Here is a 23,467-nt window from a genome sequence, read left to right on the forward strand (position 1 = left end):
CAGATGGCGTGATAAGTTGTACGAGCAGACGACGGAGTACCATTGCTTACCAATGAAGAATCCTATGACCAATCAGATGCAGATAACAGTATTTCAAGGGACAGTTGGCGATCGCAACGACCTGGCGCGGCCCGGCGCTATGGCGATCGGCACGCTGATGGCGGAAAGGCTAGGCTTAGCACCTGAGATTATCGGCGCACCGAGTGCGGTCATTGGCCGCGGCTGGCGGGAGGCGCTGGAAGCCGCCAGGCCGCCATTGAACGCTTTATCCGATCGGCTCAATCATCTTTTCGCAGAAAATATTAAGCCTTTTACCGCATCCAGCCGCTGCGCGGCATCTTTGGCAACATTACCGGTGGTTGCCCGCTATTACCCTGATGCCTGCATAGTCTGGTTCGACGCCCATGCGGACCTGAATACCCCGGCCACTTCGGTGACGGGCTATCTTGGTGGTTTTTCCATCGCGGGGCCGGCCGGTTTATGGGATTCGGGTTTAGGCAGCGGTTTAGATTTATCGGCGGTAATACTGGCAGGGGCCCGTGACATTGATCCCCCGGAGCAAAAACTGATCGACGACGGGAAGTTGCAATGGGTGCCGACAGGCGGCGGGCTGGCCGAAGGATTGCGGTGCGCCATTAACGGCCGAGCGGTTTATGTCCATCTGGATTGTGATGTATTGGAACCCGGTATCGTTCCTACGGAATATGAGGTCCCTGGAGGATTGTCATTAGACGATCTTTACCATGCCTGTCAGGTCATTGCAGAACATAGCATCATCGGCGTGGAAATTGCCGAGTTTCAGATTTCCCAGGCTGAAAACGGAGCTCCCGCTACGCCTGCCGCCCTGCTTGATGCGTTAAGCCCGTTAATTAATGGATTGGCCCGCTAACGCGCTGCGCTTGTTTCCCGGCAGATAGGACGGCAATCGAGTTGCCATCCTATCTGCCGGGTCTTTAAAAAATAAACAATCAGGTTATTACGCTCTATTATGAATTGTTTATTTTCGTTCTTCATCTTCTGCTTTATATGCCTTGCCAAACCGGCCAATAATGACTTTCCGGCCTTCTTCGATCTGCGCATCCACAAAGTTCGCCCATGCCTGAAGCATCTCCCGGCGTTGCCCAAGATATTCCGCCCGGTTATAGACGCCACGAACGCCGGCGATCTTATGCGCGAGACATTTTTCCACCCAGTCGGAATTATATCCTTGCTCATGCAGTAAGGTGCTGGCCGTGCGCCGGAAATCGTGGATAACAAAATCACGCAAATTCAGATCCAGCGTACGCACGGCGGCGTTAAGCGTTGTTTTAGAGATCGGGTGCCGGTAATCATTGCGGCTGGGGAACACATAGGGCGACGAACCCGCCAGAAATTTAAGTTCTTCAAACATGGCCAATGCCTGGCTGGACAAGGGAACGATATGCGCCTTATCCATTTTCATGCGCTCGGCTGGAATGCGCCATTCGGCGGTGAGAAAGTTAATTTCATCCCAGGTTGCCTCGATTAACTCGCTTTTGCGCACCATACACAGAATCAGCAGATGGAGGGCCAGCTTATGGCGCCGGTTCATGCCGGAGGTGTAAATACCGCGCAGCAATATACCGATCTCTTCCGCGGTCAAAGAAACATCCCGGCTGGAGGCTTGCGCTATATAACGGGCTTCGATGGCGGCAGCGGGGTTGTTGAATATGATCCCGCGCGAGATGGCATAGGCCAGCATGCGTTTCAGCACATTTCGGGCGAGAAGGGCGACATGATCGGAGCCGCGCAGCTTGATACGGTCGATTACCTCCTGTACCTGGGCGGTGGTGAGCTCTTCGATCTTTGCGTGTCCGATAACGGTAATAATATCTTTATCGAGAATGCGCACGATATTACGCGGGTGCCGGTTGGTACGCTCAACGATATCCGTTAGCCAGCGTTTCGAGAAGGCATCCACTGTAGTGGGTTCTTTTTGCTTGGTTTTATCTTGCTGCTTTTTCTGTGCCGGACTGACGCCGTGAGCGATCATGGCGCGGCATTCCTCGCGCCAGCGCCGGGCTTCGGCAAGCGTGAACGCCGGATACTCGCCCAGGGTGGCCTTCTCTTGCTTACCCAAAAAGCGATAGCGCAGACGCCAGACCTTGCGGCCTGTTGGCAGAATCTCGATAAACAGCCCATTACCATCCGCGACTTGCCATGTGCTGCTTCGAGCGGTGAGACTTTTCAGCTTGGTATCTGTAAGCGCCATATTTCACCTACCTTTGTGCCCATGAGATAAGTGTTCAATATATTGATAATAATATTTTTTTAAGAACTACCAATTCTTGCCGTGCCCATAGAAAAGGCAATTTGCCTGTTTTTTATACTATTTTTTGTGCCTTTTGGGTACTATTTTTAGGCTAAAATTTGAACATGGGCACATTGAAAACCGATGCATGGGCACAGACGCGGGCACAAAAATTGCTGGCTTTCAGCGGAAGGGTATAGACCAGAATGGAAATAAAAATCCAATAAAACAATCAGTAATATGGGATTAGCAGAACGGGGTGGACGTCCACGGAACTGGACTCACTTCCCGATACAAAAACTCGAAAATATCCTCCCCAGCAAATCATCCGAGCTAAACTCTCCGGTAATTTCGCTCAGCGCCCGCTGCGCCAGCCTCAGTTCCTCCGCCAGCAATTCCCCAGCGTAAGCACTCACTAACTGTTCTTTGCCCTGTACCAAATGTTCCCCGGCGATATCAAGCGCCTGCAAATGACGCCGCCTCGCCAAAAAACCGCCCTCCAGGCTGCCGTTAAAGCCGACGCTTTGTTGCAAATGTTCACGCAGCAGGTCGACCCCATCCCCAGACTGGGCGGAAAGGGTAATAAGCGAGTGACCGCTTACTTTTCCGATGCCGGGACTTTCCCCAGTCAGGTCCGCCTTATTGCGTATCACCGTCAGTGGCAGGCTCGGCGGAATGCGCGCAATCAGCTCCGGCCATAGCTGGTCGGGGTCATTAACGGCGGTGCTGGCGCCGTCCACCATCAGTAATATGTGATCGGCCTGCTCGATTTCCTGCCAGGCGCGCTCGATGCCAATGCGTTCCACCTCGTCGCCGGCTTCGCGCAGGCCGGCGGTATCGATGATATGCAGCGGCATGCCGTTCAGCAAAATATGCTCGCGCAGTACGTCGCGGGTAGTGCCGGCGATAGCGGTGACGATGGCCGCCTCGCGCCCGGCCAGGGCGTTCAGCAGGCTGGATTTGCCGGCATTGGGCCTGCCCGCGATCACCACCTTCATGCCCTCGCGCAGCAGGCTGCCCTGGCGGGCTTCTAAACGCACCTGGCGCAGGTCGCCCATGACGCGGTTAAGGCTACCTTCGATTTTGCCGTCGGAAAGGAAATCAATTTCCTCATCGGGAAAGTCGATAGCCGCCTCGACGTAAATCCTAAGGTTAGTGAGTGCTTCCACCATGTGATGCACCCGCTGTGAAAATACACCCTGCAACGAGTTTACCGCCGAACGGGCCGCCTGCTCGGAGCTGGCGTCGATCAGATCGGCAATGGCCTCGGCCTGGGCCAGATCCAGCTTATCGTTGAGAAAGGCACGCTCCGAGAACTCGCCCGGGCGGGCAATACGCAGCCCTGGCAGGCCCAGGATGCGTTTTAACAGCATATCCAGTATCACCGGGCCGCCATGGCCCTGTAACTCCAATACGTCCTCGCCGGTGAAGGAATTGGGGCCGGGAAAGAACAGCGCGATGCCCTGGTCCAGCGTCGTGCCGTCCGCGGCGCGAAACGGCAGGTAATCCGCATAGCGGGGCCTGGGTAATTTGCCGAGCACCTGGCGCGCCACCTGGGCGGCCAATGGTCCGGAAACGCGCAGCATGCCCACCCCGCCGCGCCCCGGCGGCGTCGCTTGGGCGACGATGGTATCCATTTGGCTCATACTGTTCTCTCTTCGCGCCGCTGGCGCGCTTAAAAAAGCCAAGGCGGTCAGATGACCGCCTTGGCAAGGTTAGCGTCCGGGAGACCGTCTGGGATTATTTCTTTTTGTCGCGGCTGTGCAGCCCGCGTTTTTCCAGGCCGCGATAAATCAACTGCTGCTGGATAATGGTCACCATGTTGCTGACGATATAGTACAGCACCAGGCCCGACGGGAACCACAGGAAGAACACCGTAAAGATAACCGGCATAAAGGTCATCACTTTCTGCTGCATCGGATCGGCGACGGTGGTCGGCGACATTTTCTGGATGAAGAACATCGTGATGCCCATCAGGATCGGCAGGATATAAAACGGGTCCTGGGCGGACAGGTCTTGTATCCACAGGATAAACGGCGCGCCGCGCAGCTCGATGGAGCCCATCAGCATATAGTACAGCGCCAGGAATATCGGCATCTGTACCACCAGCGGCAGGCAGCCGCCCAGCGGATTAACCTTTTCCGATTTATACAGCGCCATCATTTCCTGGCTCATGCGCTGCTTGTCGTCACCGATTTTCTCACGCATGGCCGCCAGCTTAGGCTGCAGCATGCGCATCTTCGCCATGGAGGTGTACTGCGCCTTGGTCAGCGGGTACATAATGCCACGAACGATAAAGGTGATAACGATAATGGAGAAGCCCCAGTTGCCCACATAGCTGTGGATAAACTTCAGCAGCTTGAACAACGGCTGGCTGATAAACCACAGCCAGCCGTAATCCACGGTCAGATCCAGGTGAGGGGCGACCGCCGCCATCTTGTCCTGGATTTCAGGTCCGACCCATAACGTCGCGGCCAGCGTGCTTTCGCTGCCCGGGGCAACGGTTACCGGCGTGGATTTAAAGCCCACCGCGGCCTGGCCGTTATCCATATGGGTGGTAAAGAACGTATTGGCGCCCTGCGTGCCCGGGATCCAGGCGGTGGCGAAATATTGCTGCAGCATGGCCACCCAGCCGCCCTGGGTATTGATGCTCAGCGGCTCGTCTTTGATATCGCTAAAGCTGTATTTCTTATATTTAGTGTCGCTGGACGAGTAGGCCGCGCCGCGATAGGTATGCAGGGCAAAATTGCTGCTGCCGGTATCGCGATGCTTGGGTAAATCGACGGATTGTTTTAATTGGCCGAACAAGGCCAGCTCAAGCGGCTTGTCGCTGGTGTTGTTAACGCCGTATTCGACGCCCACCGCGTAATCGCCCCGTTTCAGGATAAAGGTCTTGGTGTACGCCACGCCGTCGGCGCCGGTGTAGGTCAGGGGAACGCGCAGCTCGCCCTGGTTATCGGCCAGTACATAGGTGTCCTGGTTGATATTGTAGAGCGGGCGCTCGCCGTTGGCCGGGTTGTCCGGGCCGCTTTTGCCGGTCAGGCCGCTTTGCGCCTGGTAGACAAACTCGGGGGAGGTTTCCAGCAGGTGGAAAGGCTGGTCGGAACCCAGTTTATCAGGATAGGTCAGCAGATGGGCCTGCTCGATATCGCCGCCGCGGGCATTAATAGTCAGTGAAAGCACGTCGGTCTTCACTTTGATCAGTTGCCCCTGGCCGCTGGCCGGTAGTCCCTGAGTTACTGCTGCGTCACCGGTTGCCGTGTTCGCTGTCTGTTGCGTCGTCGTGGCGGCCTGCTGCTGCGGATTGTGGTCCGTCTGCCAGGTCTGCCAGATCATGAAAGACACGAACAGCAGAGCGATGACAAGAAGATTGCGTTGCGAATCCATCGTTAGTGTTCTCTGTTATCGTTGGTTTTCGGCGGCACGGGGTCATCGCCACCTGGGTTCAAAGGATGGCATTTTAATACGCGTTTCAATGTCAACCAACTTCCTTTTAACATTCCGAACCGGCGTATCGCCTCAATACCGTACTGCGAGCAACTGGGCTGGAACCGGCAGTGAGATCCCAGCAACGGGCTGATAATCAGCTGATACCCACGTATCAACCCGATTAACAACCTGGAGACTGGCGACAATGGCGGCGCCATAATTTTTCCAACGCTTCCGTCAAGGCATGGTTGTCCAGGTCCTGCACCCCTTTTTTGGCGATGACGACAAAATCCATGGCGGGCAGGGCGTGCTGATGCGTCCGGAAGCTTTCTCGCGTAAGTCGCTTGATCCGGTTGCGTTCATGGGCCCGTTTGACATGCTTTTTTGCGACCGTCAGACCGACGCGGGGATGCCCCAGCGTATTCAGGCGGCCGAGGATGGTGATTTGCGGCGTGCCGGCCCGTTGTGGCTGCTGGAAGACGAAAGTAAAATGATTGGGAGTTAACAACCGTAACTCCCTGGGAAAAGCTAGCTTAACCACCGGGGGGGTTAGCTTTATTACTTAGAAGATACGGACAGACGTGTACGGCCTTTAGCACGGCGACGTGCCAAAACCAGACGACCATTCTTCGTTGCCATACGAGTACGGAAACCGTGGGTACGGTTGCGTTTCAAGACGGACGGTTGGAAAGTGCGTTTCATAGCGATTTATACCTAAACAAATGTGTGACTTCACAGTAAACGCGTTTGGCTACTCGGCGTGAAAAAGACCGACGCCTCAATCGCATCAAAGGACAAAGAGGCGGGGATTGTAATAATTGTACAGTCCTGAGTCAATTCTCATCACGTTTTACCCACCTGGGTACCCGTGTCCATCCCGGCATTCCCGTCCGGCTATCACGCAAAAACAGGTGAAGCCAGACAAGCGGACCAGGTGTCACGCGTAGGGCTGAGAATTATACGGGTTCCGGGGCAAAGCGCAAGGATCTGCCGGGATCAACCGCATTATTATTAGGATCCCGGGTCGCCGGGCATTGGTCGAAATTCAGACTATGCTTAATTTCACTGATATAAGAGTTACATTTTATCCAGCGGATGGAGAATCGGTTACACTCTTCCCCGCCCTTGCCAGCCTGTGGATAAAAAGGATCAAAACTGTGTAGAAGAGGAGGATCTTAACCGCGCTTTGCGTTATGATCCGCAGTCCCTGACGGGGATCCTCCGGGGATTTCGTTGCGGTAAACCGTTAAAGGCGGTTCGCGGGTTGCCATCGCGGTAGCCGGTGTCAAAAAGATGATCCTGAATCATACAGTTGTGTTTCTTTTCTTTTGTTGATCTTGTTCGATTGGAGTCCGCCGTGTCACTTTCGCTCTGGCAGCAATGCCTTGCCCGACTACAGGATGAGTTACCTGCCACAGAATTCAGTATGTGGATTCGCCCTTTGCAGGCGGAACTCAATGACAACACGCTGGCGCTATATGCTCCGAATCGTTTTGTCCTGGATTGGGTGCGCGATAAGTATTTGAATAATATCAATGGATTATTAAACGATTTTTGCGGCACCGATGCGCCATTGCTACGTTTCGAGGTCGGCAGCAAACCGCCCCTGTCGGTAGTGGTTGCCCACCAGCAGCAGCCCGTCAGCCATGCCAGCGAGGCGCCGGTGCAGGCGTCCCGTCCCAGGCCCGCGCGGCCAAGCTGGGACAGCTCGCCGGTGCAGCCTGAACTGTCTTACCGTTCGAATTTAAATCCCAAGCACAACTTTGATAACTTCGTCGAAGGCAAGTCCAACCAGCTCGCGCGCGCGGCGGCGCGCCAGGTGGCCGACAACCCCGGCGGCGCTTATAATCCGCTGTTTTTGTACGGCGGCACCGGGCTGGGCAAGACGCATCTGCTGCAGGCGGTGGGCAACGGCATTATGGCGCGTAAAGCCAATGCCCGGGTGGTCTATATGCATTCCGAGCGTTTTGTGCAGGATATGGTGAAAGCCCTGCAGAACAACGCCATCGAAGAATTCAAGCGCTACTATCGCTCCGTCGACGCCCTGCTGATCGATGATATCCAGTTTTTTGCCAATAAAGAGCGCTCGCAGGAAGAATTTTTCCATACCTTTAACGCGCTTTTGGAAGGCAATCAGCAAATCATCCTGACCTCCGACCGCTACCCTAAGGAGATCAACGGAGTGGAGGATCGTCTGAAATCACGCTTCGGCTGGGGCCTGACGGTGGCGATCGAGCCGCCGGAGCTGGAAACCCGCGTGGCGATCCTGATGAAAAAAGCCGACGAGAACGATATCCGCCTGCCGGGGGAAGTGGCTTTTTTTATTGCCAAGCGGTTGCGCTCCAACGTGCGTGAGCTGGAAGGCGCCCTGAACCGGGTGATCGCCAACGCCAACTTTACCGGCCGCGCCATTACCATTGATTTTGTGCGCGAGGCGCTGCGCGATCTGCTCGCCCTGCAGGAAAAACTGGTTACCATCGATAATATCCAGAAAACCGTGGCGGAATATTATAAAATCAAGGTGGCCGATCTGCTGTCGAAGCGGCGATCCCGCTCCGTGGCCCGTCCGCGGCAGATGGCGATGGCGTTATCAAAAGAGCTGACCAACCATAGCCTGCCAGAAATCGGCGACGCTTTTGGCGGACGCGACCATACGACGGTGCTGCACGCCTGCCGGAAAATAGAGCAGCTGCGTGAAGAGAGCCACGATATCAAAGAAGATTACTCCAACTTAATCAGAACATTATCTTCCTAACTATGAAATTTATCGTTGAACGAGAGCATCTGCTTAAACCACTGCAACAGGTCAGCAGCCCATTGGGCGGCCGTCCTACCCTGCCGATCCTGGGCAACCTGCTATTACAGGTGACCGAGGACAGCCTGCTGCTGACCGGCACCGATCTGGAAATGGAGATGGTGGCGAAAGTGGTCCTGTCCCAGCCCCATGAGCCGGGCGCGACCACCGTGCCGGCGCGCAAATTTTTCGATATCTGCCGCGGCTTGCCAGATGGCGCCGAAATCACGGTGATATTGGAAAGCGACCGTATGCTAATCCGCTCCGGGCGCAGCCGCTTTTCGCTGTCGACCCTGCCGGCGACGGATTTTCCCAACCTGGACGACTGGCAGAGCGAGGTCGAATTTACCCTGCCGCAGTCCACGCTCAAGCGCCTGATTGAGTCGACCCAGTTTTCCATGGCCCATCAGGACGTGCGTTATTATCTCAACGGCATGTTATTTGAAACCGAAGGAGAAGAGCTGCGTACCGTGGCCACCGACGGCCACCGGCTGGCGGTATGCTCGATGCCGGTCGGGCAGCAGTTGCCCACCCATTCGGTGATCGTGCCGCGTAAAGGGGTGATGGAACTGGTCAGGATGCTGGACGGCGGCGAAACGCCGCTGAAACTGCAGATCGGCACCAATAATATCCGCGCCAGCGTCGGTGATTATATCTTTACCTCCAAGCTGGTCGATGGTCGTTTCCCCGATTATCGCCGCGTATTGCCGAAGAATCCTGATAAAACCCTGGAAGCCGGCTGTGATGTGCTGAAACAGGCCTTTGCCCGCGCCGCCATCCTGTCCAATGAAAAATTCCGCGGCGTGCGGCTGTACCTGAGCACCGACCAGCTGAAGATCACCGCCAATAACCCCGAACAGGAAGAGGCCGAGGAAATACTGGACGTGGTTTATCAGGGCACGGAAATGGAAATTGGCTTCAACGTCAGCTACGTACTGGACGTGCTTAACGCCCTGAAAAGCGAAAACGTCCGTTTATTGCTTACCGATGGGGTGTCCAGCGTGCAGATCGAAGACTGCGCCAGCCAGGCGGCAGCTTACGTTGTTATGCCGATGCGTCTCTGAGATGTGGTAAGGTAGTGTGTTAAATGGCCTTATCCCGTCTGCTAATCCGTGATTTTCGTAATATCGAGTCCGCCGATCTGGCCCTGGCGGCCGGCTTTAATTTTTTGGTCGGCGCCAACGGCAGCGGGAAGACCAGCGTGCTGGAAGCCATTTATACCCTCGGGCACGGCCGGGCGTTCCGCAGTTTGCAGATTGGGCGCGTTATCCGCCATGAGCAGCCGGAATTTACCCTCCATGGCCGGATTGACGGAAATACGGCGGACGATCGCCAATGCTCGGTCGGCTTAAGCAAAAGTCGCCAGGGCGACAGCCGGGTGCGCATCGACGGCAGCGACGGCCATAAAATCGCCGAGCTGGCCCAACTGCTGCCGATGCAGCTGATTACCCCAGAAGGTTTTACCCTGCTGAACGGGGGGCCGAAATACCGGCGCGCCTTTATGGACTGGGGGTGTTTTCATCACGATCCCGATTTTTTCAACGCCTGGAGCAACCTTAAGCGTCTGCTCCGGCAGCGGAATGCGGCTTTGCGCCAGGTCAGCCGCTACGCGCAGCTGCGCGCCTGGGACCAGGAACTGGTGCCCCTGACCGCGCGGATAAGCCAGTGGCGCGCCGACTACAGCGCGGCGATAGAGGTGGATATTACCGCCACCTGCGCCCAGTTTTTACCGGAGTTCCACCTGGAATTCAGTTTCCAGCGCGGATGGGATCGCGAGACCGACTACGGCGAGCTGCTGGAGCGCCAGTTTGAGCGCGATCGGGCGTTGACCTATACTGCATCCGGCCCGCACAAGGCGGACTTTCGCATCCGGGCCGACGGCGTGCCGGTGGAGGATATCCTCTCGCGCGGCCAGCTTAAATTATTGATGTGCGCCCTGCGCCTGGCGCAGGGCGAGTTTCTTACCCGCCAGAGCGGGCGGCGGTGTCTCTACCTGATAGACGACTTCGCCTCCGAGCTTGATACCGGCCGGCGCCGGTTACTGGCGGAACGCCTGAAAGCCACCCGGGCACAGGTGTTTGTCAGCGCGCTGAGCGCTGAACAAATCCGTGATATTACGGATGAAAAGGGCAGGATGTTCCAGGTGGAACAAGGTAAAATAAGTATTCAATCCGAAGTTTAAAATGAGCGAGAAACGTTGATGTCGAATTCTTATGACTCCTCAAGTATCAAAGTACTCAAAGGACTGGACGCGGTGCGTAAACGCCCAGGGATGTACATCGGTGATACGGATGACGGCACCGGTCTGCACCATATGGTATTCGAGGTTGTGGATAACTCAATTGACGAAGCGCTCGCCGGCCATTGTAAAGAAATCGTAGTCACCATCCACGAAGATAACTCCGTATCGGTCCAGGATGACGGGCGCGGCATCCCCACCGGCATCCATGAAGAAGAAGGCATCTCGGCCGCTGAAGTCATCATGACCGTGCTGCACGCCGGCGGTAAATTCGATGATAACTCCTATAAAGTGTCGGGCGGGTTGCACGGCGTGGGTATTTCCGTCGTCAACGCCCTGTCGGAAAAGCTGGAGCTGGTGGTCAGGCGCGAAGGTAAGGTCCATGAGCAGACCTACCTGGGCGGGATACCCCAGGCGCCGCTGGCGGTGGTCGGTGAAACCGATCAGACCGGCACCACCATCCGCTTCTGGCCGAGCTTTGCCACTTTTACCAACAACATTGAATTCCAGTATGAAATCCTGGCCAAGCGCCTGCGCGAGCTGTCGTTTCTGAATTCCGGCGTTTCCATCCGCCTGAAGGACAAGCGTAACGATAAAGAAGATCACTTCCACTACCAGGGCGGCATCAAGGCCTTTGTGGAATACCTGAGCAAGAACAAAAACCCGATCCATCCCACCGTGTTCTATTTTTCCACGGAAAAAGACGGTATCGGCGTGGAAATCGCGCTGCAGTGGAACGACGGTTTCCAGGAAAATATATATTGCTTTACCAATAATATCCCGCAGCGCGACGGCGGTACCCATCTGGTCGGATTCCGCGCCGCCATGACCCGTACCCTGAACTCGTATATGGATAAAGAAGGCTACAGTAAAAAAGCCAAGGTCAGCGCCACCGGCGATGACGCCCGCGAAGGCCTGATTGCCGTGGTATCGGTGAAGGTCCCCGATCCCAAGTTCTCTTCCCAGACCAAGGACAAGCTGGTGTCGTCGGAAGTGAAAACCGCGGTGGAAACGCAGATGAACGAGCGCCTGGTGGCCTATTTGCTGGAGAATCCCACCGACGCCAAAATCGTGGTGGGCAAAATCATCGACGCCGCCCGCGCCCGTGAAGCCGCCCGCAAGGCGCGTGAAATGACCCGCCGTAAAGGCGCGCTGGATTTGGCAGGCCTGCCGGGCAAGCTGGCGGATTGCCAGGAACGCGATCCGGCGTTGTCCGAACTTTACCTGGTGGAAGGGGACTCGGCCGGCGGATCCGCCAAGCAGGGCCGTAACCGTAAAAACCAGGCGATTTTGCCGCTGAAAGGCAAGATCCTCAACGTCGAGAAAGCGCGCTTTGACAAGATGCTGTCCTCGCAGGAGGTCGCCACGCTAATTACCGCGCTTGGCTGCGGCATCGGCCGGGACGAATATAACCCCGATAAATTGCGCTATCACAATATCATTATCATGACCGACGCCGACGTCGACGGTTCCCATATCCGCACCCTGCTGCTGACGTTCTTCTACCGCCAGATGCCGGAAATCATCGAGCGCGGCCACGTGTTTATTGCCCAGCCGCCGTTGTACAAGGTAAAAAAAGGCAAGCAGGAGCAGTATATCAAGGACGATGACGCCATGGACCAATACCAGATTGCCCTGGCGATGGACGGCGCGGCCCTGCATACCAACGAACACGCGCCTTCGCTGGCCGGTGCCCCGCTGGAAAGCCTGGTGGCCGAGCATTACGCGGTGCAGAAAATGATTGGCCGCATGGAGCGCCGCTATCCGCGCGCGTTGCTTAACCACCTGATATACCAGCCGTCGCTTAACGAAGCGGACCTGTCCGATCGGGACCGCGTGACCGCCTGGATTGCCGCGCTGGTGGCGGACCTGAACCAGAACGAAAAGCATGGCAGCAACTATAGCTTTGAAGTACGCGAAAACCGCGAGCGCCAGCAGTATGAGGCGGTGCTGCGCATCCGTACCCACGGCGTCGATACCGACTATGTGCTGGATTTCGAATTTGTCCACGGCGGCGAGTATCGCAAGCTCTGCACCCTGGGTGAAAAGCTGCGCGGCCTGGTGGAAGAGGACGCCTTTGTTGAACGCGGCGAACGTCGCCTGTCGGTGACCACCTTCGAGCAGGCGCTGGACTGGCTGGTGAAGGAATCCCGTCGCGGCCTGGCTATCCAGCGTTATAAAGGCCTGGGAGAAATGAACCCGGAACAGCTGTGGGAAACCACCATGGATCCGGAAAGCCGCCGTATGCTGCGCGTTACGGTCAAGGACGCCATTGCCGCCGACCTGCTGTTTACCACGCTGATGGGCGACGCGGTGGAACCACGCCGCGCCTTTATTGAAGAAAATGCCCTGAAGGCGGCCAACATCGATATCTGATGCCGTGTTAAACACCGCGATGCCCATGAAGAGTTCCTTCATGGGCATTTTTTTGCCGATCAATTTCCGGCTTTAGTCGGGTTTCTTACGCTCAACAAAATAACAACCAGCTAAAAATGACACCGGCCAGGACCGCTCCCGGCTTGTATTTAGTATTAATAGCCAACATCATAATGAATTGGAGAGAATAAGTATTTTTTAATACCTCATCTTCAATGCTGGCTTCAGGCTCTAACAAACTATTACCAGTTAAATATTTTATATATTATATGGTTTTTATCAGGAGAAAATTATGCTGGTTGCCAAAATTAATAATACGCCGATTTATCTCGATCCCACCATCGAAGTCGCGACAAGCTCAGAAGCGCAAGTAATGATGCCACAGCTTATTTATACTGAGGAATGCCATGGCTGCATAGAAAATTTTGAACGCAAGGAGATTTTTAGTTTATATATAAATCAGATAAAAAATTATTTAATCACTATCGCGAAACGTATGGAGTTTAGCGTTAGGGTCCATGATGGCATTAGGCAGTTTTGCGAAAATCTCTCCCATCATCAGAATATTACGCAAGAAATAAAAAAATACTTGTATACCGATCTCAGTGAGTGCCTATACAGCTTTACACGGTTTCATGTAAGATATTTATCTAAAGAACAATATAATGTAAGAACTATTCTGATTGGGGTTTTTGAAAATTTAACGAATGATGTCAGTAAGGTTTTAACCGATGTTACGTATGTATATGCTGCCATCAATGGTCACGTCTCGAATAAACTCAGCAAAAAAATAATCGATAGAAGACTTAATGTAATGAAAAACACTATTTCGCAGCACATTGAAAGTGTCCATTCTTTAAGCAGCAATAACAAAAAAATAAAATATAAAATTGCTTATAAATATCTCCTTAAGAAAAATAAGTGGCCCTATTCAATAATATATAAAGATACAAAAGTCGGGCGTCATATCTTGTCTGCAACATCGCCATTGCTGCCCTCTCTGATTAACAAGCTGAATCAGTCAACTCATATCGTTAAAGTTATAAAGGATATTGGGGATGACATCCATCAAGAGATAGAGGCCCTTATAGCCGCGCCGGGTCACCATTTTTATGATAACGGTATAAAATATGTCAGCGACCAGGGTTTTTTGGAAGTGCAGAAATTTCTGGAAACGTCTAATCCCCCTATCGATAGATATTCGGTCTTGGAACGAGATGCCTCAACCGGCTTTCACTCTCTACACAGGAGCAGGGATGCCCTGTATGGCGCTTTGGTCGAAGAATTGCCAAAAGAAAACAATAAGGAAATAATATACAAAATTGACTCTGTGACTTTAGCCGCAAGCGTTAAGCTAAAGTCATTTAAGGATTATTACTGGGTGGATTATGGCGGCGGCGTTAGAGGAGCATTAACGCTGGGAGCGTTACGCCTGGGAAATGTCGCCCACCTAAAAAATGATAATCTACTTCGCTATGCAATAATTAACTCGCCTTTTGACGGGCTACTGAAGGATTATAATTCAAAATGGTGTAATGATTTCTATAAAGTTTTTGATAACTTTTATGAAAGAAATATATTTGCGTTGTATAAATTAAATTTTTCCAACAAAACCATAGATATCAATCGTAAAGATAAAAAGGGTAATACCGTCCTTCATGCCGCCGTCTATCATAATGATATTGAGGCGTGCGACTATCTGATCGATCGACCTGATATGAATATCAATTGCACAAATAATGCCGGCATCACCGCCCTGATGCAGGCAGTGGATAAAGGCTCAATGTCTATGGTGTTAAAACTGTTGGAATCTAAACATGTCAACATTAATATAACCGATAAAAATAGCGTTACGGCACTCGCAATGGCGGAAAAAAGACATCATAAGGGCATTGCGATTTTATTGAAAAGCCATGCGATCACAATTAATAGTAGAGAAAGAAAAATCGATACCAGCGATGTATAGTCACCTCGAGTGAAGGATTTATATACCTGTCTGCCGACCTTGGATGGCCATTTAAACCAGATCGTGATTATTGATAAATCACTATTTTTATGCCATCGATTTGCGCTATTCTTGTAAAGTTAGCACGCTAATCGGAATGGGATGATTCACCGCCTGACCGATCGTGAGGATATAATGTAACGAGGATGAGATGGCGATAAAATTAATAGCAATTGATATGGACGGCACGCTGCTGAACCCCGCGCATGAGATTACGCCGGCGGTCAAGCAGGCCATCGGCGCGGCGCGTGAGAAGGGAGTCTACGTGGCGCTGGCCACCGGCAGGCCTTTTATCGGCATACAGCGTTATTTGCAGGAGCTGGACCTGTTGGGCGAGGGTCAATACTGCATCACCAACAACGGCGCATTGGTGCAGCGGACGGCAGATGGCGAATGCATATCGCAGAGCACGCTGGATATAGACGACTACCGCTATCTGGAGGCCCTTTCGCGCCGGCTGGATGTTCATTTCCACGCCCTGGATTTCGATAACTGTTATACCGCTAACCGGGATATTAGCCCCTATACGGTCCATGAGTCCTATTTGACCGGCATACCGTTAAAATATCGCCGGGTGGATGAGATGGACCCCGGCATGCGCTTTCCCAAGGTCATGATGATCGACCCTCCCGCGGTCCTCGATCGGGCGATTAGCCAAATGCCCCCGGAAGCCTATGAGCGTTATACCATTATGAAAAGCGCTGAATATTATCTGGAACTGCTGAGTAAAAAGGCCAATAAAGGCGAAGGCGTTAAAGCGTTGGCGAAACATTTGCATCTGAGCGCCGATCGGGTGATGACCATCGGCGATCAGGCCAATGATTTGGCGATGATTAAGTATGCCGGCACCGGTGTCGCCATGGGCAACGCCATCGAAGAGATCAAGGCGGCCAGCCAGTTTGTGACCAAAACCAATAGGGAAGACGGCGTGGCGGTGGCCATTCGGAAACTGGTGTTGGATGCGTAGGATGTGAACCCTGGCGGGATAAAGATTGTTGGGCGAAACGCCCGCCCCCGGCTGGGAACGGGCTGTATCTACAGGCGAAATGCCTTAGTCGTTAAAAAAGGTCTGCTTAAGCGCCAGCTCCACGCCGCGCACCTCTGCCAATCCGCGCAGGCGGCCGATAGCCGAATAACCTGGGTTGGTCTTCTTCTTCAGATCGTCAAGCATCTGGTGGCCATGATCCGGGCGCATGGGAATGGCGCGGGTGTTGCCCTGCTTGCGCCGGCGATGTTCTTCGGCCAGGATGGCTTTAACCACCCCGACCATATCCACGTCGCCATCAAGATGATCGGCCTCGTGGAAGCTTTTCTGGTTTTCTTCCCGGCGGGTGGCGCGCAGATGGGCAAAATGGATACGGTCGGCAAAAGTCTCGGCCATCTTGACCAGATCGTTATCGGCGCGCACGCCGTAGGATCCGGTGCACATGCAAAAACCGTTATTGATGCTGTCGACGGTCTCTTTTAGCCACTGCATATCCTCAATGGTGGAAACGATGCGCGGCAGGCCCAGGATCGGGCGCGGCGGATCGTCCGGATGCACCGCCATCACGATGCCGGATTCCTGCGCCGCCGGCACGATGGCCTTAAGGAACTCGGCCATATGTTCGCGCAGTTTGGCTTTATCGATGCCGTCATAGCGCGCCAACTGGGCCAGGAACTGCTCCAGCGTATAGCCTTCTTCGGCGCCCGGCAGTCCGGCAATGATATTGGCGGTCAACCGATCGATTTGGTCCTGGCCCATGGCGGCAAAATATGCCGCCGCCTGGCGCTGCTCATCGGCGTCATAATCCTGTTTGGCGCCGGGGCGCTTAAGGATATGCAATTCGAATGCCGCAAAGGCGATATAGTCGAAGCGCAGCGCTTTGGAGCCGTCGGGCATCGGGTAGGCCAGATCGGTACGGGTCCAGTCCAGTATCGGCATAAAGTTGTAGCACACGGTGTCAATACCGCAGGCGCCCAGGTTGCGCAGGGACTGCTGATAATTGGCGATGTACTTGCGGTAATCGCCGGTATGGGTTTTGATGTCCTCATGCACCGGCACGCTTTCCACTACTGACCAAACCAGTCCTTTTTCCGCCAGGACGGCCTGACGTTTCTTGATTTCTTCCAGGGTCCAGACTTCACCGTTGGGAATATGGTGCAGGGCGGTAACGATGCCGGTTGCGCCGGCCTGACGGGCATCGTCCAGCGATACCGGGTCGTTAGGGCCGTACCAGCGCCATGTATGTTCCATAAATCACTCCTTACTGTTTAACGTATCGGTGCGTAGCCGGGTCTTTGGCCGCATGGGGCTACGCAACGGCTGGTTCTTCAATCGGATCTTTGACGATAAAGAAATAGGATAACGCGCCGGCAAAGGTGACGCATGAACAGATCACCAGCGCCAGATTAAACGAGTGGGTGGTATCTACCACCCAGCCGGTCACAATTGGGGCAAAAGACGCGCAAATAAAGCTGCCGAAGTTCTGGATGCTGCTGACCGACGCCACCATGCGCGACGGCGCCATGACCTGCACCAGTCCCCAGGCCGACGTGCCGGCGAAATGGATAAAGAATAACGCGAGGCTGATAAAGGCTACCGCCATGGAGGTGGACGTGGACTGTACCACCAGCAGGGTGCAGGCGGCGGAACACACCAGGCCGAAGCAAATCAACGCCTTGCGGCTTTTTATCAGCGAATAACCCTTTTTGGCCAGCCGGTCGGCCACCATGCCGTTGACCAGCATGCCGATGGAGCCGAACAGGAACGGGATTGCCGCTACCCAGCCGGTATTGGCCAGGCTCAGGCCGCGTTCGGCCTGCAGATAACCCGGCAGCCAGGACAGATATAGCCAACCGGTATAGTTGACCCCGCTAAAGCCCAGGATCATGCCCCATACCGTACGGCGTTTAAACAGCGAGCCCCATTCGCGGAAGGTCAGGCGGGTAACGTTGCGCGGTTTTTCAGAGGCGTCCAGGTACTGCCGTTCCTCGGCGGTTAGCGGGAAGCGTTCGCGGTTGCGATACCACACACACCAGCACAAGGCGATAAGGATGCCGGCGACGCCAATCATGACAAACATGGTGCGCCAGCCGAATGCCAGCAGCAACGCCACCAGGATCGGCGGGGCGAAGGCCTGGCCGAGGGTGGTGGAGGAGTTGAAGATCCCCACCGGCACGCCGCGTTCCTTGGGATGGAACCAGTCGCTGATCACTTTCACGCCGCTCGGCATAAACGGCGCTTCGCCGATGCCCAGGCCGACGCGCAGCATGATGAAATGGGAGAAGGAATTGACCGAGCCGGCCAGCGCCTGCATCAGCGACCAGAAGAACAGGCCGCCGCCAAGCACGATACGCGGGCCGAAGCGATCGAGCAGGATGCCGCTCGGCAGCTGCGCTATGCCGTAGGAGAGCGAAAACGCCGACAGCAGAACGCCGAATTCGGTGGCGGATAAACCCAGATCGCCGCGGATCGCCTGGTTGGCGATGGACAGCGAGCCGCGATCGAGAAAATTGATGATCCCGGCGATAAACAATAAAACCAGCGAGACCGTTTGGATCTTTTTGATCCGATCCGTTTTCTGCAACGGTTGCAGTTGATCAAGGGTAGTGATGGGCATACAGGGATCCTCAACAGCTATTTTTATGATGTCTTATTGACCCTGTAATAAAATCTCATCAGGATGAATACAGGGAAAGGACTGAAGGTCTGGTGGTCAGGCCGCTGGACCTCGCTACTATTCCTTAACAACTGGTTAATTTCTGTGATATGGATCTCATTACTCGCGCAAAGCGGCCATATCGCCCGTGATTAATTTTTTTTGCCGCCATGACCGCTGTGTTAAGCTGCGAACCAATTTACAGCAGGTTTGGCGGCGCTACAGGCCATACGCCGGAGGGGATTATGGAGTTACCTACGCTTAAAGTGGAACGGCTTTACCGGCAGATTTCCAACCTGCTGATTGGCTGTATCAACACCGGTCAGTTCAAGCCCGGCGAGATGATTCCCGCCGAGCGGGAGCTGGCAAAACAGCTGGGCGTGAGCCGTTCTTCCATCCGCGAGGCGCTGATAGCCCTGGAAATCACCGGCTGGGTGGAAATCCGCACCGGCAACGGCGTTTTTGTCGCCGATCCCTTGCCCAAGGTCTCCCAGCCCCATGCCGATGAAGAGTTCAGCCTGAAATCGCTGATCAAGGCGCGGCAAATCTACGAATCGATGATGGCGGAACTGGCCGCGCGCAACGGCACCGACGACCAGCGCGCCGAGCTGCGCGAAATCACCCGTGATTTGACCCAGCTGCATGTCAATGATGAAAAGTTCCTGCGCGAGGATAAGCGTTTTCACCTGCTGATAAGCGAGATGACCGGCAACGAAGTGCTGCGCGACATGATGGAATATCTGTGGAACAAGCGCAAAAGCTCACGCTTTGTGCGCCTGGAACGCCACTATGTGGATAACGATTTCCCGCTATCGATGAACCGCGATCATAACGATATCGCCGATGCCGTTATCGAGCGCGATGCCGCGCGCGCCAGGAGCTGCATGGAGCTGCATCTGCAGCATGTCTATCATCGACTGTTCGACGACGAAAATTAATTTTTACCGTCCCGCAAACGCCTCTCGCCGTCGATGCCAGGGCTGTTTGCCGGCGAGACACAACTTCCCTGCATGCTCCCGCAACCCTTGCCGGCAGGCGTGATGACGCTGTCCGTGACGGTGTTTCCGCGGGGCTATTTTAAGCGTGCTATTGCCAAAAGTGTGATCCATATTGTAGTACAATATTAAATATTGGTGCTACAATTGGCCCCGGATTACTGCGACTATGCGTAAAATTGTGCAGCAGTGCCGCGACATAAAACCATTAAATGATAAAGTGGCATTATTTTTATCATCTTGTGGGAAATGTTATGGACCGTCAGGCACTCAGCAAAACCGATCGCATCATCCATGAAATGGGCCAGCAGATCGTTAGCGGTAAGTATATCCCCGGCACGGGGCTGCCGTCGGAAGCGGACCTGTGCGAGGAGTTCGAAACCTCGCGCAATATTATACGCGAAGTGCTGCGCGCCCTGATGGCCAAGAATTTAATCGAGATCATTCGTTATCGCGGCGCCTTCGTTTGCGTGCGCAATAAATGGAATTACCTGGATACCGACGTGCTGCAATGGGTCCTGGCGCTGGATTACGACCCCAGGCTTATCGCCTCGCTGACCGAAGTGCGCCATCTGGTGGAACCCACTATCGCGCGCTGGGCGGCCGAGCGGGCCACCTCGGGCGAGCTGGCGGTTATCGAGACGGCGCTTAACGAGATGATTGCCAACAGTCACGATCGCGACGCCTTTAACGAGGCGGATATCCGCTACCACCAGGCGGTGCTGAGCGCGGTGCATAACCCGGTGCTGCAACAGCTGGGGGTGGCCATCAGTTCGTTGCAGCGCGCGGTGTTCGAGCGCACCTATATGGCGGACGAAGGCAATATGCCCCGCACGCTGCAGGAGCATAAGAATTTATACGATGCCATCAGGCATCAGGACTGCGAGGCGGCGGAGCAGGCGGCGGTCACCATGATTGCCAGCTCGACCAAAAGGCTGAAGGACATAACATGAGCAATAGTTATATCGCCATAGACTGGGGATCGACAAATTTACGCGCCTGGCTGTACCTGGACGGCGAACTGGTGGATACCCAGCGTTCCGAGGCCGGCGTCACCCGCCTGGGCGATCGTTCGGCGGAGCAGGTTTTCCGCGACGTAGTGGCGCCCTGGCGGCGGCACGACGTGCCGGTCATCATGGCCGGCATGGTCGGCAGCAACGCCGGCTGGGTGCCGGTGCCGTACCTGCAGTGCCCGACGCGTCTTACCGATCTGGCCGGACGACTGACCCGCGTGGCGCAGGCCGCGCCGTCGGCGGCCTGGATTATTCCCGGCATCAGCATTATAAGCGACGGCAATTGCAACGTGATGCGCGGCGAAGAGACGCAGTTGCTGGGCGCCTACCGGTCCCAGCCGGCCAAATTGTACCTGATGCCCGGCACGCACAGTAAATGGGTGCGCATCAACGACGGCGTGATTGATGATTTTCGCACGGTCATGACCGGCGAGCTGCACCATCTGTTAATCAAGCAGTCGCTGGTGGGGGTCGGCATCGGCGAACAGCGGCCGAACCCGGAGGCGTTCCGCCAGGGACTGGCTCAAGGGTTCAGGGAAAGCCATATCCTGCGCTGCCTGTTTGAAACCCGTGCCGCCCATGTGCTGGGCCAATTGGATCCCAGCGCGGTGAGCGAGTGGCTCTCCGGCCTGCTGATCGGCAATGAAGTGGCGCAGATGCAGCGCGGCTGGAATATCGGCGGCGGCGAAACCATCACGGTGATCGGCAATCCGTCGCTTGCGGCCCGCTATCGGCTGGCGCTGGAATTTGCCGGTCTTAACGACCGGTTACTGGATGGCGACGCGTCATTCCAGGCCGGTATAAGGAGCATAGTCAATGAATTGGAACGATAAACTACCCCTGATCGCCATCCTGCGGGGTATTACGCCCGGCGAAGTGCTGGAGCATGTGGCGGTGTTGCTGGCGGAGGGATTCGACGCGGTGGAGATTCCGCTGAATTCGCCGAATTGGCAGGAGAGTATCGGCAAAACGGTGCAGGCCTATGGCGACCGTGCGCTGATTGGCGGCGGCACGGTGCTGAAACCCGCGCAGGTTGACGAACTGGCGTGGCTGGGCGGCAAACTGCTGGTCACCCCTAATATCCAGCCCGAGGTGATTCGCCGCGCGGTGAGCCACGGCATGACGGTATGCCCCGGCTGCGCCACCGCCACCGAGGCCTTTACCGCCCTGGACGCGGGCGCCGGTGCGCTGAAAATTTTCCCGTCGGTGTCGTTCGGCCCGGATTATATCAAGGCGCTGAAAGCGGTGTTGCCGCCGGAAATACCGGTATTCGCGGTTGGCGGCATTACGCCGCAAAACCTGCATCTGTACCTGAAGGCCGGCTGTATCGGCGCCGGCCTCGGCGGCGATCTTTACCGCGCCGGCCAGCCCGTCAACCGGACCCGCGAGCAGGCCGCGGCGTTTGTCGCCGCTTATCGGGCCGCAACGCGGGCACGCTAAATCCCAAGATAAGCACGCGCGGCAAGCCGGCCCTTGCGCTGCCCTTTCCGCTCGGCGAAGATACCCTGGCTGTTTTACGATTAACCGGAAAGGGGGAATACCATGGCGGGTTTATTTGATTTATCCGGGCGCACCGCGCTGGTCACCGGATCGGCGCGCGGACTGGGTTTTGCCTATGCCAAGGGCCTGGCCGGGGCCGGCGCCGCCGTGATCCTTAACGGCCTGCATGAAGAGACACTGGCGGCGGCGGTGGATGAGCTTAGCGGGCAAGGGTTTGATGTGCGCGGCATGACGTTTGACGTCACCAGCGAGCAGCAGGTGGCGGCGGTGTTCGCCCAGCTGGATGACGAGGGCGAACATGTGGATATTCTGATCAATAATGCCGGTATCCAGCATCGCCAGCCGCTGGTCGACCTCAAGCTTGCCGACTGGCGGCGGGTGATCGACACTAACCTGACCAGCGCGTTTATCGTTTCCCGCGAGGTAGCATCCAGGATGATCGCCAAAGGCACCGGCGGCAAAATCATCAATATCTGTTCATTGACCAGCGAGGCCGCACGCGCCACCGTTGCGCCCTATACGGCGGCGAAAGGCGGCATCAAGATGCTGACCCGCGCCATGGCGGCGGAATGGGCCGGGCATAATATCCAGGCCAACGGCATCGGCCCGGGCTATTTTATTACCGAAATGAACACCGATTTGGTGAATAACCCGGAATTTGACGCCTGGGTTAAAAGCAGTAATCCGTCTAGGCGCTGGGGTAAACCGCAAGAGCTGATCGGCACCGCCGTGTACCTGTCCTCTTCGGCGTCCGATTATGTCAGCGGACAGATCATCTACGTTGACGGCGGATGGCTTTCAGTGCTGTAGCCGCGTAGCGCGGCCAAAGCGGCAGGCATGGTTTCGCCTGGTCCCGCACCGTGCTTTTCCGCCCCGCCGGTCAGGATATGACCGGCTTTTTTATGCCTTATGACCTGAATAGGCCGTTTTGCGGTAGCGATAAGGTTTCCTGGCGCGGATGAATTGTCCAAAGTGTGATCTGTATTGTACTACAATATAAAATTATGGTGCTACAATATAGGCATAACACCAGGGTTCATCACCGCAGGATGATGATTTTATTCAGGTTTGACAGGGCGAGATCCTATGAAAGTAACCAAACTCACCACCTATCGGCTGCCGCCGCGCTGGATGTTCTTAAAAATCGAGACCGACGAAGGCATCGTCGGCTGGGGCGAGCCGGTCATCGAAGGCCGGGCCAAAAGC

The 23,467-nt window shown here is 55.2% G+C and carries 20 protein-coding genes and 1 pseudogene; 13 read left to right on the forward strand and 8 right to left on the reverse strand.

The annotated features are described in order from the left end of the window. Positions 1-64 precede the first annotated feature (64 nt). Positions 65-889, forward strand: a complete 825-nt coding sequence (locus GRH90_RS24410) for an arginase family protein (RefSeq protein WP_162368589.1) — start codon at positions 65-67, stop codon at positions 887-889. 108 nt (positions 890-997) lie between these two features. Here the strand turns inward: GRH90_RS24410 and GRH90_RS24415 are convergent, their stop codons facing one another. The 6 genes from GRH90_RS24415 to rpmH all read right to left on the reverse strand — a co-directional run bounded on the left by GRH90_RS24415 (position 998) and on the right by rpmH (position 6,400). Then, complete coding sequence (locus GRH90_RS24415) at positions 998-2,230, reverse strand: tyrosine-type recombinase/integrase (RefSeq protein WP_162368590.1); 1,233 nt, start codon at positions 2,228-2,230, stop codon at positions 998-1,000. A 320-nt stretch (positions 2,231-2,550) separates the two neighbouring features. Continuing rightward, positions 2,551-3,915, reverse strand: a complete 1,365-nt coding sequence (gene mnmE, locus GRH90_RS24420) for a tRNA uridine-5-carboxymethylaminomethyl(34) synthesis GTPase MnmE (RefSeq protein WP_162368591.1) — start codon at positions 3,913-3,915, stop codon at positions 2,551-2,553. A gap of 94 nt (positions 3,916-4,009) precedes the next feature. Continuing rightward, positions 4,010-5,656 (reverse strand): membrane protein insertase YidC, encoded by a 1,647-nt coding sequence (gene yidC / locus GRH90_RS24425; protein ID WP_162368592.1) that lies wholly within the window; start codon positions 5,654-5,656, stop codon positions 4,010-4,012. A gap of 2 nt (positions 5,657-5,658) precedes the next feature. Then, a complete protein-coding gene (gene yidD / locus GRH90_RS24430; RefSeq protein ID WP_162368593.1) occupies positions 5,659-5,916 on the reverse strand; it encodes a membrane protein insertion efficiency factor YidD in 258 nt (85 codons plus the stop codon). Continuing rightward, positions 5,880-6,239: a ribonuclease P protein component gene (gene rnpA, locus GRH90_RS24435; protein ID WP_162368594.1), complete on the reverse strand. Its 360-nt coding sequence runs from the start codon at positions 6,237-6,239 to the stop codon at positions 5,880-5,882. The genes yidD and rnpA overlap by 37 nt, the downstream gene beginning before the upstream one ends. A gap of 17 nt (positions 6,240-6,256) precedes the next feature. Continuing rightward, a complete protein-coding gene (gene rpmH, locus GRH90_RS24440) occupies positions 6,257-6,400 on the reverse strand; it encodes a 50S ribosomal protein L34 (protein ID WP_162368595.1) in 144 nt (47 codons plus the stop codon). A 655-nt stretch (positions 6,401-7,055) separates the two neighbouring features. On the opposite strand from rpmH, the gene dnaA reads away from it, so the two are divergent. The 6 genes from dnaA (at position 7,056) to yidA (ending at position 16,079) form a co-directional block, all read left to right on the forward strand. Further along, on the forward strand, positions 7,056-8,453 hold the full coding sequence (gene dnaA / locus GRH90_RS24445) for a chromosomal replication initiator protein DnaA (protein ID WP_162368596.1): 1,398 nt from the start codon (positions 7,056-7,058) through the stop codon (positions 8,451-8,453). A 2-nt stretch (positions 8,454-8,455) separates the two neighbouring features. Then, positions 8,456-9,556, forward strand: a complete 1,101-nt coding sequence (gene dnaN, locus GRH90_RS24450) for a DNA polymerase III subunit beta (RefSeq protein WP_162368597.1) — start codon at positions 8,456-8,458, stop codon at positions 9,554-9,556. A gap of 23 nt (positions 9,557-9,579) precedes the next feature. Next, positions 9,580-10,674 (forward strand): DNA replication/repair protein RecF, encoded by a 1,095-nt coding sequence (gene recF / locus GRH90_RS24455; RefSeq protein WP_162368598.1) that lies wholly within the window; start codon positions 9,580-9,582, stop codon positions 10,672-10,674. An 18-nt stretch (positions 10,675-10,692) separates the two neighbouring features. Beyond that, on the forward strand, positions 10,693-13,107 hold the full coding sequence (gene gyrB / locus GRH90_RS24460; protein ID WP_162368599.1) for a DNA topoisomerase (ATP-hydrolyzing) subunit B: 2,415 nt from the start codon (positions 10,693-10,695) through the stop codon (positions 13,105-13,107). Between the two features lie 292 nt (positions 13,108-13,399). Next, entirely contained in the window at positions 13,400-15,073 is a 1,674-nt protein-coding gene (locus GRH90_RS24465) for an ankyrin repeat domain-containing protein (protein ID WP_162368600.1), read from the forward strand. A gap of 190 nt (positions 15,074-15,263) precedes the next feature. Next, positions 15,264-16,079: a sugar-phosphatase gene (yidA, locus tag GRH90_RS24470; RefSeq protein WP_162368601.1), complete on the forward strand. Its 816-nt coding sequence runs from the start codon at positions 15,264-15,266 to the stop codon at positions 16,077-16,079. Between the two features lie 84 nt (positions 16,080-16,163). Here the strand turns inward: yidA and uxuA are convergent, their stop codons facing one another. Then, on the reverse strand, positions 16,164-17,348 hold the full coding sequence (gene uxuA, locus GRH90_RS24475; protein WP_162368602.1) for a mannonate dehydratase: 1,185 nt from the start codon (positions 17,346-17,348) through the stop codon (positions 16,164-16,166). 58 nt (positions 17,349-17,406) lie between these two features. Continuing rightward, entirely contained in the window at positions 17,407-18,714 is a 1,308-nt protein-coding gene (locus tag GRH90_RS24480) for an MFS transporter (protein ID WP_162368603.1), read from the reverse strand. Between the two features lie 284 nt (positions 18,715-18,998). On the opposite strand from GRH90_RS24480, the gene GRH90_RS24485 reads away from it, so the two are divergent. From GRH90_RS24485 to GRH90_RS24510, 6 genes and pseudogenes are all read left to right on the forward strand, one after another. Further along, positions 18,999-19,691 (forward strand): FadR/GntR family transcriptional regulator, encoded by a 693-nt coding sequence (locus tag GRH90_RS24485; protein WP_162368604.1) that lies wholly within the window; start codon positions 18,999-19,001, stop codon positions 19,689-19,691. Between the two features lie 311 nt (positions 19,692-20,002). Then, positions 20,003-20,701, forward strand: coding sequence for a FadR/GntR family transcriptional regulator (locus GRH90_RS24490; RefSeq protein WP_162368605.1), 699 nt, complete (start codon positions 20,003-20,005; stop codon positions 20,699-20,701). Beyond that, the gene (locus GRH90_RS24495; RefSeq protein ID WP_162368606.1) at positions 20,698-21,594 is read left to right on the forward strand and encodes a 2-dehydro-3-deoxygalactonokinase; all 897 of its coding nucleotides are present in this window, start codon (positions 20,698-20,700) and stop codon (positions 21,592-21,594) included. The genes GRH90_RS24490 and GRH90_RS24495 overlap by 4 nt, the downstream gene beginning before the upstream one ends. Then, on the forward strand, positions 21,578-22,201 hold the full coding sequence (locus GRH90_RS24500) for a 2-dehydro-3-deoxy-6-phosphogalactonate aldolase (protein WP_162368607.1): 624 nt from the start codon (positions 21,578-21,580) through the stop codon (positions 22,199-22,201). The genes GRH90_RS24495 and GRH90_RS24500 overlap by 17 nt, the downstream gene beginning before the upstream one ends. 102 nt (positions 22,202-22,303) lie before the next feature. Continuing rightward, complete coding sequence (locus GRH90_RS24505) at positions 22,304-23,071, forward strand: SDR family oxidoreductase (RefSeq protein ID WP_162368608.1); 768 nt, start codon at positions 22,304-22,306, stop codon at positions 23,069-23,071. A 276-nt stretch (positions 23,072-23,347) separates the two neighbouring features. Next, a pseudogene (locus GRH90_RS24510) lies at positions 23,348-23,467 on the forward strand (galactonate dehydratase); the annotation flags it as partial.

The sequence above is a fragment of the Acerihabitans arboris genome (assembly GCF_010131535.1).
GTDB classification, from domain to species: Bacteria; Pseudomonadota; Gammaproteobacteria; order Enterobacterales; family Enterobacteriaceae; genus Acerihabitans; species Acerihabitans arboris.